The following is a 14131-nucleotide window of genomic DNA, read 5'->3' as shown; positions in this document are numbered from 1 at the left end:
TGGAAAGCGTCACGCGGGTTAAATTCCGCCTCCTTCTCCGCTGTGATCTGCCCCCGTCAGGAACATTAACCCCGCTGGAGTATTTTTATATCCTGCCAGCCATAGGCAATCTCAGGCAGTTCCCTTCCACCGATCTCGATCATCTTCTCACGCAGATAGCGGCCGCCAAGCCGCTCATAAAATCCACGCGCGGGGTTTTCACGCAATACCCATACCAGCATGGATGAAACCCCAAGGTCCAGCAGACCCTGCGCAATAGCGCTGACAAGCATTCCACCAACTCCGCGCTTGTGAACAGATTGCAACACGTAAATGGCAAACAACTCACCCTGATGGAGTGGATCCGATTCGCGTACAAATCCATAATTTGCAAACCCAACAATTTGACCGTCCAACTCGGCGACAAAAGCGCGGTGATACTCATCATCGAGATTGGACAATGAGTTCGTCCACTGGGCGGTGCGGCGCTCTAACGAGAGCTCATTCAGGAAATCATCGGGAACAATTCCATAATACGTCTCACGCCACGAAGCAATATGCACAGTTGCCACACCAACCGCATCTTCCAATTTTGCAGTTCGAACGTTGATTATCAACCTGCAATCCTCAATGCGCTCCGGGCGGCAAAACGCGCCTGCCATTCGCGCTCTAACAAACCATAGTGATACTCATCGGTGTAAGCGCCGTTTTCAAGGTAACTTTCAATAAAATGAGCCTCCCTGCGAAAGCCGAGTTTTTCAAGCAGACAACAGGACGCGGTATTCTCCGTATCACAATCCGCAACGACACGGTGCATGTTGAGATCATCGAACAGATATCCCAACCAGCAATGGATCGCTTCGAATGCGTATCCTTTTCTCCAAACCCCTGAATCAAGTCGATACCCGATCATAGCCTGCCTCGCATCCTCCTGTTTGACGAGACAGCCAATATCACCGATCAGCTTGTTGTTTCCCTTTAAGGCGACCGCAATTTGCATCCACTGTCCCTGCTTTGGCGCATGAATATCCCGTACTTCCCGGATGAACGCCTCCCCGCTTTCGCGTGGATATGGAATCGACCAGCCCTGATATTTCGCCACATAGGGGTCGTTGCGGTAGGCAAGAAAAGGCTCAAGGTCGGAATCGTTGAAAAGCCGCAGGATCAAGCGGGGTGTATGCAGCAGCATGATTATTCACCAGGCTTGGGAATGTACTCGCCTTCCACCCATTCCTGGCCATCAGATCCTACTTCCTTCTTCCAGACGGGCACAATTTCCTTGAGGCGGTCAATTCCATAGCGCGCCGCCTCGAATACACCGGTGTCACGATGTGCCGCAGTGCAGGCGATCAGCACCGTCGGCGTTTTGGGATATAACCTGCCAGTGCGCTGGACAATCGCGATCCCCTCGATGACGGGCCACTTTTCGCGAATCTCATCTGCGACCTGCTTCATTTTTGCTTCCGCCATGGGGACATAAGATTCGTATTCGAGATATTCCGTCTCATGGGCATCACCGCGCGAGGTGACGCCGCGCACCATGCCGGTGAAGATCGCCGCCGCACCCGTGCTGGTCAGCGTAATTTTTGCCAGCAGGTCGTTCAAGTCAATTTCGGATTCGGTAATGGAATAAATGGTTGGAAGGCTGGAAGGCTGCATGTTGGAATGTCATCCTCCGGAAACAGGCGGGAACAGCGCGATCTCCGCGTTGAGCGGGACAACGGCTTCGTCAAACGCATACTCGCGGTTGATCGTGATCAACACCGACTTCATGGAATCCTTCAGATTGGGATAATCGTTTGAAAGTTTATCCTTCAAACCCCGGATTGTCATATCCACAGGGATGTCCATCTCAAGGAATTTGGTCCCTGCGCGGTCACGGATGGTTGCAAAAAATAAAAGTTTAATATGGTTCATTTCTATATCCAGACATCCTTTGGGTCTGTCAGGGCGTTTTTCACATCGCCGGTGTTGACCGTGCCGGCGGGTTCGATCAAAAGGATATGGCATTCGTTTTCAGCAACAGGCTTATGCTCCACACCTTTTGGAACGACGAACATCTCACCTTCGTCCAATGAGACCTTACCGTCACGGAAGAGAATATCGAGATGGCCTTTGACGACGATGAAAACTTCATCCGTTTCGGGATGGTCGTGCCAGACAAACTCTCCCTGCACCTTTGCCAGTTTAAGGTGATAGTTGTTCAGTTGGGCGATGATTTTTGGCGACCAATGTTCGGAGAATTTTGAAAGTTTTTCCTGCAAGTTAATTGAGGAGTAATTCATAGGTTTACCATAATGTGTCACAAGCGACACGGGCACAGTTCACTCGTTGACAATATCACCAGATTGTCCACCGTGTTTTTCAACAAGACGGATATTTTGAATCTTCATCGTCTTTTCGGCGGCTTTTGCCATGTCGTAGACGGTAAGCGCGGCAACAGAGACGGCGGTCAACGCTTCCATTTCAACGCCGGTTTTGCCGGTCACGTTGACAGTGGCGGTGATGACAACGCCGGGCAGGGATTCGTCGAGGGCGAGGTCCACGTCAATTTTCGAGATGGGGAGGGGATGACATAACGGGATCAGGTCCGAGGTCCGCTTGGAGGCGCTGATGCCCGCGATCTGCGCCACGGTCAACACATCGCCCTTCTTGATTTGCCCGTCACGGATCAGATCCAGCGTCTCTTTCTTCATGTGGACTTCACCGCGTGCAACGGCCGTGCGCCCGGTATCAGGCTTGTGACCGACGTCCACCATTTTGGCGCGGCCGTTTTCGTCAAGGTGCGAAAGTTTCGACATGGGGAAGATTATAACCGCTCAACCCAGGGATTGCTTCACACGGTGGTTTCGACTACGTGCCTCTCAACCAACAGGGCTCGTAATGACATGAAATGATATAATTCGCCCGCTATGGACGGAATTCTGGGACATCAAATTGGCGGCTACAAAGTGCAGACTGCAGTGTACGAGGGTCCGCTTGATCTTTTGCTGAGCCTGATCGAGCGCGCCGAACTGGATATTACCGCCATTTCGCTCGCAACCGTGACGGATCAATATCTCTCCTATCTGCACGGGCTGGAACAGTTGATGCCTGATGAAATCTCGGCATTCCTTGTCATCGCGGCAAAACTGGTGCAGATCAAATCCGAGGCGCTGTTGCCGCGCCCTCCGGAACGGGAGCCTGGCGAGGAGGATCCTGGCACGGAACTCATTGACCAATTAAAACTGTACAAACGCTACAAGGAAATTGCGGGCTGGATGGTGGAACGTCAGGAGAATAACCTGCGCACCTATCTGCGCATCGCCCCGCCGCCCAAGGTGGAGCCGAAACTTGACCTTTCCAACCTGACCTTGGAGGGTTTGTTCGCCGCGGCCGAATCGGGGTTTGCAAGGGGCAGGGAGAAGGAACCGCTCGGCACAATCATCACCCCGCCGCGCGTGACCATCCGTGAAAAAATTGATTTCATCACCAATACCATGAAACACGTCCAGCGCATGACCTTCAGCGGACTGATCACCGACAAAGCCACCCGCGTGGAGATCGTGGTGACCTTTCTTGCCATGTTGGAGTTGATCAAACGCTATCACATTTCCGCCGTCCAAAATGAGCTGTTCGGAGAAATCGAATTCGTGCGCGCCGACGAGTGGAAGGATGACGCAGAGATCGAGATCGAGTTTGAGTAAGGATGGAAATAGAGTGTTCTGAATAGGGACGGGTGGGACACCCCTGTCCCATCCGGTTTTGTTTATATTTTTCCTGCTGCCGCGATGCCTGACAAATATGCCCCATGCACAGTTCCGGGATATTTCCTCGACGTCGCCTCACCCGCAAAGAACAGGACATTTTCCACGGGGGCAAAGAGCGCATCGTAATCGTCTCCGCTCGCAAAAGGCGGGATGTGCGAATACGCGCCGAAAGCAAACGGGTCCTTGCCCCAGCGCGTCACAAGCATCCTCTCAGGCTCAGGAATATTGTTCCCGAACATCACCCGCAACGTCGCCATCGCCTCTGCACGGATCTCGTCATCGCTCAGGTCTTCGAGCGCAAATCCCTTCTCTCCGCCGTGGAACGCCATCAGCACCGGCGCGCCGGTGAACGGCACAAAACTCATCCAGTCACACCACTCGCCCAGCCGCTCGCCCACATAACTGATCGTCTCCACATCCTCATCCCAAAACACTTCTGGGAATTTCAAATAGACCTTATTGAGGACTCCCATTCCGAGTCGCTCGATCGCATCTTGCTTTGACTCAGGTAGCGGCGGCTCGAACTTAATCGACGCCTGCTTCAACACCCCCAGCGGAAACGTCACCACAGCCTTATCTGCTGCAAAATCCCCCACTGACGTTTCGACCTTCACTCCAGCCTCCCCATATCTGACAGTTTTCACCACCGTCCCCAAGCGGATATCCAACCCGCGCGCGAGTCCGTCTGTGATCTGGTTGTATCCGCCGGGGAGGATGACTTCCTCGCCGCCGAACTCCTCATCCTGATCCCACTCCCAAAGCGACAAGTCTTTTGGGTCCGCGCCATATTCCAACGCCGTGGCAAGATGGGCGTAATAATTCAATCCGCGCAATTCTGCCGTTGAAAGATTACGCTGTGCAACAACGTGATCGAAGGCCTGCTGCAACGACATGTCGTCGTCTGTGTCCTCCTGCATTTCCGCCACTTCTTCATAGGTAGACTCGAACAACGCTTCAATTCTGCTCCATTCCATGTCCGACATTTCACTTCCATCCGCATTGAAAACCGCGCCATTCTCATCGTCCGTCCGCACGGTCTTTGCCCCAAACTGCTTCGCCAGCTCCGTAATGGGATTCCCGTTCACGCCATGGATCCACGACGCACCGAGGTCAAGCGGCAACCCCAGCGAAGAATCCGTCCACATGCGCCCGCCCACCCGATCCCGCGCTTCCAGGATAATGACGCGTAGTCCCTTATCATTTAACGCGCGGGCGGCAGCGAAGCCCGCAATCCCCGCGCCGAGCACCAGCACATCTGCGCTGGTGGAAATTGGAGTTGTCATATGCCCAGTCTCCTCATCTGGTATCATCACTCCGCATGAAAGGGCAAGTGCGGACGCCGTCCCTATGGATGCAACTTTCAGGAAATCCCGTCTATTGAATTTCTTTTTCATGCTTAATTCCCATCCTACTCCGGTGATCCTGATACGGACTTCGCTCTGATCGACCAGCGGGTATGTGTAAACAACGCGATCATAGCACCGAAATTATCAAAAACAAGAACGTCAGAAATGGAAGGGTTCCGCCCGGATACAAAGGACTGATGGAATTCATCCGTTGCGGAATACAAAAGGGCAAGCAGCCAAGCCAGTCTGTACTTCCGGCCTGGAAGTGCGTGGAGATACGAAAGCGCGAGCAGCCCATAGCCGATGGCATGGGCGCTTTTTTTATAAAATAATCCCAGCCTCCAAAGTTTGGAAGCTCGGCGCTGGCGCGTGAGGAAAAGGCGAAAATAACGAGCATCAGCAGAAGGGCGGGGAACCAGCGAGGTACAATTAAAAGGATATTTTTCATTTTGAGGCTGCTTTGATTGAAATCAACGAGGTTTTACTAAAACGAAACAAGGAATGGCTGCACTTTTTCCGTCCACATCAGGTCTTGCGGGCGGAGAGCCTGCGGGAGGTGCGGGATACTTTAAGGGAGGTTGACAACCTTGTCAATACAAACGGCTGGTATGCGGCGGGATTCGTCAGTTACGAAGCCGCGCCTGCATTTGACAATGCCCTGCATGTTCCACAGGGGGATGGTTTTCCATTGCTCTGGTTTGGGTTGTACCCGGAGCCCCTGGCCGTTGAGTTGCCAACCCCAAAGGAAAGCCCGTCCGTATTCAGCTGGAAGGCCAGCATTGATCGCGATGGATATCACACTGCCATCGAAAAAATAAAGGATGCAATCGCATCTGGAAACACATACCAGGTCAATTATACGATGCGCCTGCGAACCGATTTTGATGGGGATGAATGGGGGTTCTTTCTGCGTCTCGCACAAAATCAAAATAAATATGCTTCTTTTGTCAACACGGGCGACCATGTAATCTGCTCGGCCTCCCCCGAGTTGTTTTTTGAACTGGACGGCGAAACCATAACCAGCCGTCCCATGAAAGGAACGGCGAAACGTGGACGAACCACGGAGGAAGACAAAGCGCAAATGGAGTGGCTGCACCACTCAGCCAAAAACCGCGCTGAAAACGTGATGATCGTGGACATGATCCGCAACGACCTTGGGCGCATCGCAACTACCGGCAGCGTGCATGTCCCCGAGTTGTTTGGGATCGAAAAATACCCGACGCTTTTTCAAATGACCTCCACCGTGCAGGCGAAGACGGGGGCATCCATCACTGAAATTTTTTCCGCACTGTTCCCGTGCGCTTCGATCACAGGCGCGCCAAAGGTCAGCACGATGGACATTATTTCAAACTTGGAAACCACTCCGCGGAAAATATATACCGGAAGCATTGGATACATTGCGCCTGGCCGCATGGCGCAATTCAATGTTGCCATCCGCACAGCGTTTATTGACAGAGTAAAAAAAACGGCCGAATACGGTGTTGGTGGCGGTATCGTCTGGGACTCGACCAGCACAGATGAATACAGCGAAGCCCTGCTTAAAGCCCGCGTCTTGACGGAACATGGCCGGGAATTCTCCCTCTTTGAAACCATGTTGTGGACTCCAGACAACGGATACTTTCTGCTGGGAAAGCACATCGAGCGCATGGCGGATTCGGCTAATTATTTTGATTTTCCATTTTCGGAAGAGGAAATGGAAAATTCCCTTAAGCAGCCTGTCCACGGTGCCAATACACCCAGGCGGGTGAAAATATCCCTGGATTGCTATGGGAAATTTTCAGTCGAAGTCCGTGCTGTTCAGCCGGCAACGAAATCTTTTCGGGCCTGTCTGGCGGAAAACCCAGTTAATTCAAATGATCCATTTCTCTTCCACAAAACAACGCACCGCGAGATGTACGACCATGCGCTCGTCCAGGGTTATGATGATGTTTTACTCTTTAATGAAAACGATGAATTGACCGAATTCACCATCGGCAACCTCGTCGTCGAAATGGACGGTGAACTTCTAACGCCGCCCATCTCCTGCGGCTTGCTGGCCGGCACATTCAGATCGCATCTGCTCGGTGCAAACCAGGTCAAGGAACACATTCTCCATGCAGATGAATTGCAGAAATGCACGAAGATATACTTAATCAATTCCGTGCGGAAATGGGTGGGGGTTAATATCAGCAAAGAGCCAACCCTGTAAAGCTAGTCGGTTCTTTGCTGATACAGGCGAAGGTTCAGGGATTTGCGCTCAACGCGCAGCGAAAGCCAATGTCTTCGTACGCATCATCCAGTCCGTACCATAGGCGGTAGGCTCCACGCCCATAGCCGAACAGCATGCTCCACGATCCGCTGCGGACGACGCGGTAATCCGTGAGTTCAGGATCAACTCCCTGCGGATTTTCCCGAGGCGAGATGGCGTAATAATTCTGCACAGTGGTGGTCAGTGGGTCCACTTCTAGAAAGGCATCATGGACCCACTCCCACACGTTACCGCCCATGTCCAGCGCACCATAGGCACTTGCGCCGTCGGGGAAACTGCCGGTCGGCGCAGTGCGAACATATCCATCACAGCCTTCAGGTGTGTTCGGCATGATCGATGCGTCCAATTCGAGTTCGTCGTCGAAGTTGCCCATGCGGCAATCATATTCATTCCCCCACGGATAGACACGCTGTTCATTCATAACAGAATCCCAAATGGCGGCCTTCTCCCATTCGGCCTCGGTTGGCAGACGACGCCGCGCCCAGGTACAGTAATTTTTTGCATCCATCCATGAGACGAAAACCACAGGATGGTCCGCCAGTTCGGGGTGATCGAATTGGATTGTTGAATAAGGCGGTTTGCACCTTCCTTTTTTGACACATCCCCGATACATCGCGTTGGTGACTTCGGTCTGGTCGATCCAGTAGGCATCCAGATATACCTCATGCTGGGGCTGTTCGTCGGTGAGACCTTTTTCACTCCCCATTAGGAAATCCCCTGCCGGGACATAGACCATCATCATCCCGTCTCTCGGCGAGAATGATACGCCCGCCTTCTCCAGCAGGGGCGGAGTAGGCGGCTCAACCGTACAACCGACCAGCGCGACTGCAAATAATCCAAAGGCAAAAATCCCTTTGCCCTTTTTCACTACTATACATCCTCCAGGCGAATGTTCACATTCATGCTTCCATCACCCAGATCAACACCTTGAATGACAATGGCCTGACCGCTCTCATGACCGTCAAACACAAGGTTGAAGACTCCTCCAGTCACTGTGGTCAACAGTTCGCGCTCGGCCAACCCCTGTTTGCGGTAGGCATCACGGTAAAACGCCATCACTTCGTCCAGGCTGAGGGAGGTCTGGTAATTGACGGTGCCAGCCATATTGACAACATTCGCGGCATCCTCAGGCATCGGGAATTCGGCATCGCCGCCAAAGGAAAAATCGAAATCATCCGACGACTCGTCCGGCGGGCTGGTTGAAAAATTGTCTGTATTATCCGCAGGAGACAGATTATCCATTTCCTCAACGCCATTTCCGCCGCCCATGACCGCCTGGCAGGCAAGGGATGCGAAAATCAGCGCCGTGATCGCAAATAAGATATTGAACTTTTTCATTTTCTCTCCTTTTATTGACAATTGTTTTATTGATTATTATACCCACAAGCAGTTAAAAGTTAATCCGCATACAGTATAATTTGCCCACTTTATGAACAAATTATCGTTCTCCACATCCCCCTATCTCCTGCAGCATGCAAAAAACCCCGTAGACTGGCACCCATGGGGTGAAGAAGCGCTGGCAAAAGCCAACGCCGAAGACAAGCCCATTTTTCTCAGTATTGGTTACGCAGCATGTCACTGGTGTCACGTCATGGCGCACGAATCCTTTGAAGATAAAGAAACTGCTGCGCTGATGAACGCACATTTCATCAACATTAAAGTGGACCGCGAGGAACGCCCCGACATTGATGGCATCTACATGCAGGCTGTGGTCGCCATGACAGGCTCCGGTGGCTGGCCCATGTCCGTATTTTTAACGCCCGACCTCAAACCCTTTTACACCGGCACCTACTTCCCGCCAGTGCGCCGCTTTAATATGCCGGCCTTCAAGGATGTCTTGACTGGACTGGCCAACGCCTGGAAAAACGACCGCGCTGAAGTTGAAAAAACGGGGATGCAAGTCAATACCCATTTGCAGACAAAAATAAACCATCAAAACAAGGGTGCCCTCAGCCTCGAACATCTCAACGCAATCGCAAATGCCGTGCGGGACTCCTACGACTGGGGATACGGCGGCTGGGGCGACGCGCCCAAATTCCCGCAGACAATGGCGGTTGAATTTTTGCTCCATCATTCCGTTGCAAATAAAACCGAGGAATATCTAAACCTGATCAACCACTGCCTGCAAGCCATGGCTCGCGGCGGCATGTATGATGTCGTCGGCGGTGGCTTTGCACGCTACAGCACTGACAATCTATGGCGGGTGCCGCATTTTGAAAAAATGCTTTACGATAATGCCCTCCTCGTCCGCACCTATTTACACGCGTGGCAGGTTACTAAAATGCCGGCCTACAAGCGCATTGTGGAAGAAACGCTGGATTTCATCGCCCGCGAAATGACTCACGAAAACGGCGGCTTTTATTCCTCGCTGGACGCTGATTCGGAGGGTGAAGAAGGCAGGTTCTACGTGTGGACCCTTGATGAAATCCGCGAAGTGCTGAAAGATGATTCTGATTTTTTTGAAGTGGCCTACGGAATCATCCCAGATGGAAATTGGGAGGGCAGGACGGTGCTACACCGCCATGTGGATGATGCCTCCCTCGCCGCCCGCTTCAACCTTAACCTGGAGGCTGTTCCCGAAAAACTGGCAGAATCTCATTCCCGCCTTTTATCCGCCCGTGCTTCGCGCATCCGCCCCGCCACGGATGACAAAGTCCTTACCGCCTGGAACGGTCTCATGCTTTCGGCTTTTTCGGAGGCGGCGCGAGTTCTCAATGGCACAAACCCAAAATCCGTCTATTATCTTAACTTGGCTACGCGCAATGCCGAGTTTTTACTCTCGCAACTACGACCCAATGGAAGATTACGCCGCGCCTGGCGAAATGGACAGACCACCAACGAAGTCTTTCTCGAGGACTACGCCGCATTGACCCTGGGTCTGCTCGATTTATATCAAACAGATTTTAACAATAAATGGTTCACGTCTGCCAAGGAATTGGCAGATGAAATGATCGAACGCTTCAGCGACCCCGAAGGTGGCTTTTTCGATACCCCCGAGGATGGCGAGCAACTTCTCATCCGCCCCAAGGATGTACAGGACAATGCCACCCCTTCGGGAAATTCGATGGCGTGTGAAGCTCTGCTAAAACTGGCGGAATTCAGCGGCGAAGGAAACTATCGCGACATTGCAGAAAAATCCCTCACGTTGATCACCAGCCTTGTACTGCGCTATCCGCTTGGCTTTGCAAACTGGCTGTCAGCGGCGCAAAATTCCCTCGGTGGCATGAAACAGGTTGCCCTGTTGGGCGAAGCGCACGATGAAAACTTCCAGCGGATGCTCCACGTCCTCCGCGCAGAGTACAGGCCAAACGTGATAACTGCCGCTTCACCCCATCCAATAAAGGATGCTTCCCCTGCCCTGCTGAATGGCAGGACGATGATAGAAAATAAATGTACCGCTTATGTTTGCGAAGGATTTGTCTGCAACCAACCCACCAGCGAAATCCAGGCTTTGATCGAACAATTAAAATCCTGAAAGGGATAAACCATGGATTCAATTTTCATCGAAAACCTTATCAAGCTCGGCGCCGCCGTCGTGGTTGGCGGCATCGTCGGTGCAGAACGCGAATATCAGGACAAGGCGGCGGGATTCCGCACCATCATTTTGATCACACTGGGTTCAACCCTTTTCACAATCTTTTCCCTGAGCATAGATCCTGGCTTTACCCAAACACGTATTGCCGCAAACATTGTGACCGGCATTGGTTTTCTGGGGGCGGGTGCGATCATCCGTGATGGCGGACGGATTGCCGGGCTGACCACCGCAGCAACCATCTGGCTTTCCGCCGCGTTGGGTATGGGAATTGGCGCCGGAGAGTTATATTTCGTGTTCGCCGCCACGGTGATCACGCTGCTGGTCCTGCTTGTATTCCCGCACATTGAAGCCCGCATCGACAAAATCCGTGAGGCGCGCTCCTACCAAATTGTGTTGGGCGGAGGCGACCACAAGGCAATTGACAAGATCCAGAAAGCAATTGATGAATGCTCCCTGCAAGTATTCGAACATCACCAGACCAAGACCGAAAAGTCAATCATAAGTTCATGGAAGACGATCGGCTCGCCAAAGAGCCACGAGAAATTCGTCCTGATGATGTTGAAGGATAAATCTGTCAAGGGACTGGATTACTGATTCAAACAGAAGGCTCTCCGGTCAGAGAGCCTTCTGTTATGTATGCTGGTTATTTCTCTTCTTCGTTCTCAGTTTCATCAGTTTTCTCCACCTTGTTTCCTAATCCTTCGCGGAAGGACTTGATGCCGCGCCCAAGCTCGCCTGCAATCTTGCCAATCCGACCGGGCCCAAACAAGAGTATGACTATGAGGAGAATGATGATCCATTCCCAACCGCCTAATCGAAACATTTCTAGCTCCTTTTGTAGTATATGATTATCGTACCATCGATCCATAAGAAGGTGGTTAGAGTTCCCTGCGCGAGAGGAGGCCTTCGATAAAGCGGATGGCGCGGCGGACAATCGACCGCAGTCGCGCAAAGATGCGATATTGTTCGGGGTGGACTGTCCTCTTTGTTGGGATGGGACCCGTCCATTCGACGACCATTGCGCCCCACGTAAGTCCTGCGCCAAAGCCGACGAAAACGACCTTGTCACCCGGGGTTAATTGTTTCTTTTCAGCGGCTTCCACGGTTGCAATCGGGATCGAGGCGGTGGATGTATTGCCGTATCGATCCACATTGATGACGAATTTGTCCATCGGCATTTTCAGGTATTTTGCGGCGGTCTCGATAATGCGATAGTTTGCCTGGTGTGGAACGATCCATTGTACATCGGCGGTGGTCATCCCCGCCAGTTCCAATGCTTCCAATGCGGCGCGCCCCATGACACGCGTGGCGAAGCGGAAAACCTCCTTGCCGTCCATCTGTACAAAATGTTTTCCCTCATGAAGGGTCGTCTGTGTGGCCGGGTGGCGCGAGCCGCCGCCCAAAAGGGTCAGCGAATTTGCGCCGGAGCCATTCGAGTGCATGACAGCCGAAAGCACACCACCGGGTCTATCACTTGCCTGCAAAACAAATGCACCTGCCCCATCCCCAAACAGGATGCAGGTATTGCGGTCTTTCCAATTCACAAAGCGGGAGAGGGTTTCCGTACCGATGACCAGCGCGTTCTTGATCGATCCGCTTCGGATGGCTTGCGCCGCCATATTGGTGGCATAGATAAAACCCGAGCAGGCGGCGAGCAGGTCAAAGGCACCAGCCTTCGTGGCACCGATCTGGTCCTGAATAATACAAGCCGTTGCAGGAAAAATGTACTCAGGCGAAGATGTGGAGCAAATGATCAGGTCCAATTCGGTGGGTGCGAGATTTGCTACCCGCAAGGCCTTGATCGAAGCCTCGACTGCAAGGGTGGATGGAAACTCATTTTCCCTGGCGATATGCCGCTCCCGAATCCCGGTTCGATCACGGATCCACTCGTCGTTGGTGTCCACAAGCTTGGCAATGTCGTCGTTCGTAAGAACAGGCTCCGGGACATGCATGCCCCAGCCGGTAATATGCGCAAATGGCATTCTTGCTCCTTTATTTGTAACGGCTCAAGATCAGGGTCGCATTGTGGCCGCCAAATCCAAACGAGTTGGACATGACATGATTTACCACAGCCTCGCGCGGCTGATTTGGGACATAATCCAGGTCACAGACGGGATCAGGGGTCTCGTAATTGATCGTGGCCGGCAGGAAATTATTCAGGATCACCATCGCACTGACAACTGCCTCCAGTGCACCGGAAGCTCCCAGCAGGTGCCCGGTCATTGATTTGGTGGAGGATACAGGCGTTTTGTACGCCTGCCCGCCAAATACTGATTTGATGGCGGCGGTCTCGCTCTTATCATTCAAATACGTGGAGGTGCCATGCGCATTGATATAACCAATATCAGCAGGTTTCAGCCCTGCATTTTCAAGTGCGAGGCTCATAGACATTGCCGCACCCGTTCCGTTTTCGGCAGGTGCTGAAATATGGTGTGCATCATCCGTGGTGCCATACCCTGCAAACTCGCAAAGGATATTCGCGCCGCGTGTCTGGGCATATTCCAACGACTCAAGGATCAAAACAGCCGAGCCCTCCCCCATTAGAAATCCATCACGATCCTTATCAAATGGACGCGAGGCTCTCTGCGGATCATCATTGCGAGTGGACAAAGCAGTCATCACATTCATGCCCGCCATGGACACAGCCGTGATCGCCGCCTCGGATGCTCCAGCAATCATGATGTCCGCCGCGCCGCGCCGGATCATTTCGGCTGCCTCTCCCAGCGCATTGGTGCCGGAAGCGCAGGCTGTTGCAAGCGACATATTCGGTCCGCGTGCGCCAACACGGATGGCAAGATTCCCGGCGGCACTGTCTGCAATCATCATCGGAATGAGAAAAGGACTCACGCGCTCTGGCCCGCGCTCACGCATCACATCATACTGCTCGAGCAGGGTGATGATGCCGCCAATGCCTGTGCCGATCAAAATACCGACACAGTCACGATTCGAATCGTCAATTTTGAAATTTGCGTGTTCCATGGCTTCCAGCGTTGCCGCAGTGGCAAACTGGGCAAAGCGGTCCATCTTGCGTGCGTCACGCGCGCCAAACAAAGCCGCAGGGTCAAATCCCTTAACTTCGGCGGCAAATCTCGTCTTGTGGGCGCTCGCATCAAAAGCAGTGATGGGAGCCGCTCCCGATTTCCCGGCCAGCAGCGCGCTCCAGGTATCCTTTACGCTATTTCCCACAGGGCTGACACAACCCAGACCTGTGATAACGACACGTTTCCTCATTCTGATCTGCTCCTCAAACAATTTGCCTGCGTTTAATAAACAA

At 52.7% G+C, this 14131-nt stretch carries 17 protein-coding genes; 4 read left to right on the top strand and 13 right to left on the bottom strand.

Annotated elements, in window-relative coordinates; all coding sequences use genetic code 11:
- Positions 1 to 65: 65 nt before the first annotated feature.
- The 6 genes from QY332_08700 to moaC are packed head-to-tail and all read right to left on the bottom strand — an operon-like array spanning position 66 to position 2780.
- Positions 66 to 596, bottom strand: a complete 531-nt coding sequence (locus QY332_08700; GenBank protein WKZ38008.1) for a GNAT family N-acetyltransferase — start codon at positions 594 to 596, stop codon at positions 66 to 68.
- A complete protein-coding gene (locus QY332_08695; protein ID WKZ38007.1) occupies positions 593 to 1168 on the bottom strand; it encodes a GNAT family protein in 576 nt (191 codons plus the stop codon). The genes QY332_08700 and QY332_08695 overlap by 4 nt, the downstream gene beginning before the upstream one ends.
- A gap of 2 nt (positions 1169 to 1170) precedes the next feature.
- Entirely contained in the window at positions 1171 to 1638 is a 468-nt protein-coding gene (locus QY332_08690; protein ID WKZ38006.1) for a molybdenum cofactor biosynthesis protein MoaE, read from the bottom strand.
- Positions 1639 to 1647: 9 nt separating this feature from the next.
- Positions 1648 to 1896 carry a MoaD/ThiS family protein gene (locus QY332_08685; GenBank protein WKZ38005.1) on the bottom strand — a complete coding sequence of 83 codons (249 nt, stop codon included), beginning with the start codon at positions 1894 to 1896 and terminating at the stop codon, positions 1648 to 1650.
- Between the two features lie 2 nt (positions 1897 to 1898).
- Positions 1899 to 2264, bottom strand: coding sequence for a cupin domain-containing protein (locus QY332_08680; protein ID WKZ38004.1), 366 nt, complete (start codon positions 2262 to 2264; stop codon positions 1899 to 1901).
- 39 nt (positions 2265 to 2303) lie between these two features.
- Entirely contained in the window at positions 2304 to 2780 is a 477-nt protein-coding gene (gene moaC / locus QY332_08675; protein ID WKZ38003.1) for a cyclic pyranopterin monophosphate synthase MoaC, read from the bottom strand.
- Between the two features lie 111 nt (positions 2781 to 2891).
- Between moaC and QY332_08670 the strand changes: the two genes are divergently transcribed.
- Entirely contained in the window at positions 2892 to 3665 is a 774-nt protein-coding gene (locus tag QY332_08670; protein WKZ38002.1) for a segregation/condensation protein A, read from the top strand.
- 62 nt (positions 3666 to 3727) lie between these two features.
- On the opposite strand, the gene QY332_08665 is transcribed toward QY332_08670, so the two are convergent.
- Both QY332_08665 and QY332_08660 read right to left on the bottom strand, forming a co-directional pair.
- Positions 3728 to 5011: an FAD-dependent oxidoreductase gene (locus QY332_08665; protein ID WKZ38001.1), complete on the bottom strand. Its 1284-nt coding sequence runs from the start codon at positions 5009 to 5011 to the stop codon at positions 3728 to 3730.
- Between the two features lie 190 nt (positions 5012 to 5201).
- Positions 5202 to 5522 carry a hypothetical protein gene (locus tag QY332_08660; protein WKZ38000.1) on the bottom strand — a complete coding sequence of 107 codons (321 nt, stop codon included), beginning with the start codon at positions 5520 to 5522 and terminating at the stop codon, positions 5202 to 5204.
- A gap of 12 nt (positions 5523 to 5534) precedes the next feature.
- On the opposite strand from QY332_08660, the gene pabB reads away from it, so the two are divergent.
- Complete coding sequence (pabB, locus tag QY332_08655) at positions 5535 to 7262, top strand: aminodeoxychorismate synthase component I (GenBank protein WKZ37999.1); 1728 nt, start codon at positions 5535 to 5537, stop codon at positions 7260 to 7262.
- Between the two features lie 34 nt (positions 7263 to 7296).
- Here pabB and QY332_08650 read toward each other — a convergent pair whose 3' ends face one another.
- Positions 7297 to 8190 carry a formylglycine-generating enzyme family protein gene (locus tag QY332_08650; GenBank protein WKZ37998.1) on the bottom strand — a complete coding sequence of 298 codons (894 nt, stop codon included), beginning with the start codon at positions 8188 to 8190 and terminating at the stop codon, positions 7297 to 7299.
- A gap of 2 nt (positions 8191 to 8192) precedes the next feature.
- Positions 8193 to 8660 carry a hypothetical protein gene (locus QY332_08645; GenBank protein ID WKZ37997.1) on the bottom strand — a complete coding sequence of 156 codons (468 nt, stop codon included), beginning with the start codon at positions 8658 to 8660 and terminating at the stop codon, positions 8193 to 8195.
- A 91-nt stretch (positions 8661 to 8751) separates the two neighbouring features.
- Here QY332_08645 and QY332_08640 point away from each other — a divergent pair, with 91 nt between their 5' ends.
- Together QY332_08640 and QY332_08635 are read left to right on the top strand one after the other, a co-directional pair.
- Positions 8752 to 10797 (top strand): thioredoxin domain-containing protein, encoded by a 2046-nt coding sequence (locus QY332_08640; GenBank protein ID WKZ37996.1) that lies wholly within the window; start codon positions 8752 to 8754, stop codon positions 10795 to 10797.
- Between the two features lie 12 nt (positions 10798 to 10809).
- Positions 10810 to 11451: an MgtC/SapB family protein gene (locus QY332_08635; protein WKZ37995.1), complete on the top strand. Its 642-nt coding sequence runs from the start codon at positions 10810 to 10812 to the stop codon at positions 11449 to 11451.
- A gap of 49 nt (positions 11452 to 11500) precedes the next feature.
- Here the strand turns inward: QY332_08635 and QY332_08630 are convergent, their stop codons facing one another.
- From QY332_08630 to fabF, 3 genes are read right to left on the bottom strand one after another with little or no spacing between them, the layout of a single operon-like run.
- Positions 11501 to 11680 carry a twin-arginine translocase TatA/TatE family subunit gene (locus QY332_08630; GenBank protein WKZ37994.1) on the bottom strand — a complete coding sequence of 60 codons (180 nt, stop codon included), beginning with the start codon at positions 11678 to 11680 and terminating at the stop codon, positions 11501 to 11503.
- A 55-nt stretch (positions 11681 to 11735) separates the two neighbouring features.
- Complete coding sequence (locus tag QY332_08625; GenBank protein ID WKZ37993.1) at positions 11736 to 12839, bottom strand: beta-ketoacyl-ACP synthase III; 1104 nt, start codon at positions 12837 to 12839, stop codon at positions 11736 to 11738.
- 10 nt (positions 12840 to 12849) lie between these two features.
- Positions 12850 to 14088: a beta-ketoacyl-ACP synthase II gene (gene fabF, locus QY332_08620; protein WKZ37992.1), complete on the bottom strand. Its 1239-nt coding sequence runs from the start codon at positions 14086 to 14088 to the stop codon at positions 12850 to 12852.
- Positions 14089 to 14131: the final 43 nt, after the last annotated feature.

It is taken from the genome of Anaerolineales bacterium (assembly GCA_030583885.1).
Classification (GTDB): domain Bacteria; phylum Chloroflexota; class Anaerolineae; order Anaerolineales; family Villigracilaceae; genus Villigracilis.
The sequence above is the reverse complement of the archived record's forward strand: the minus strand, read 5'-3'. Positions and strand labels throughout refer to the sequence as shown.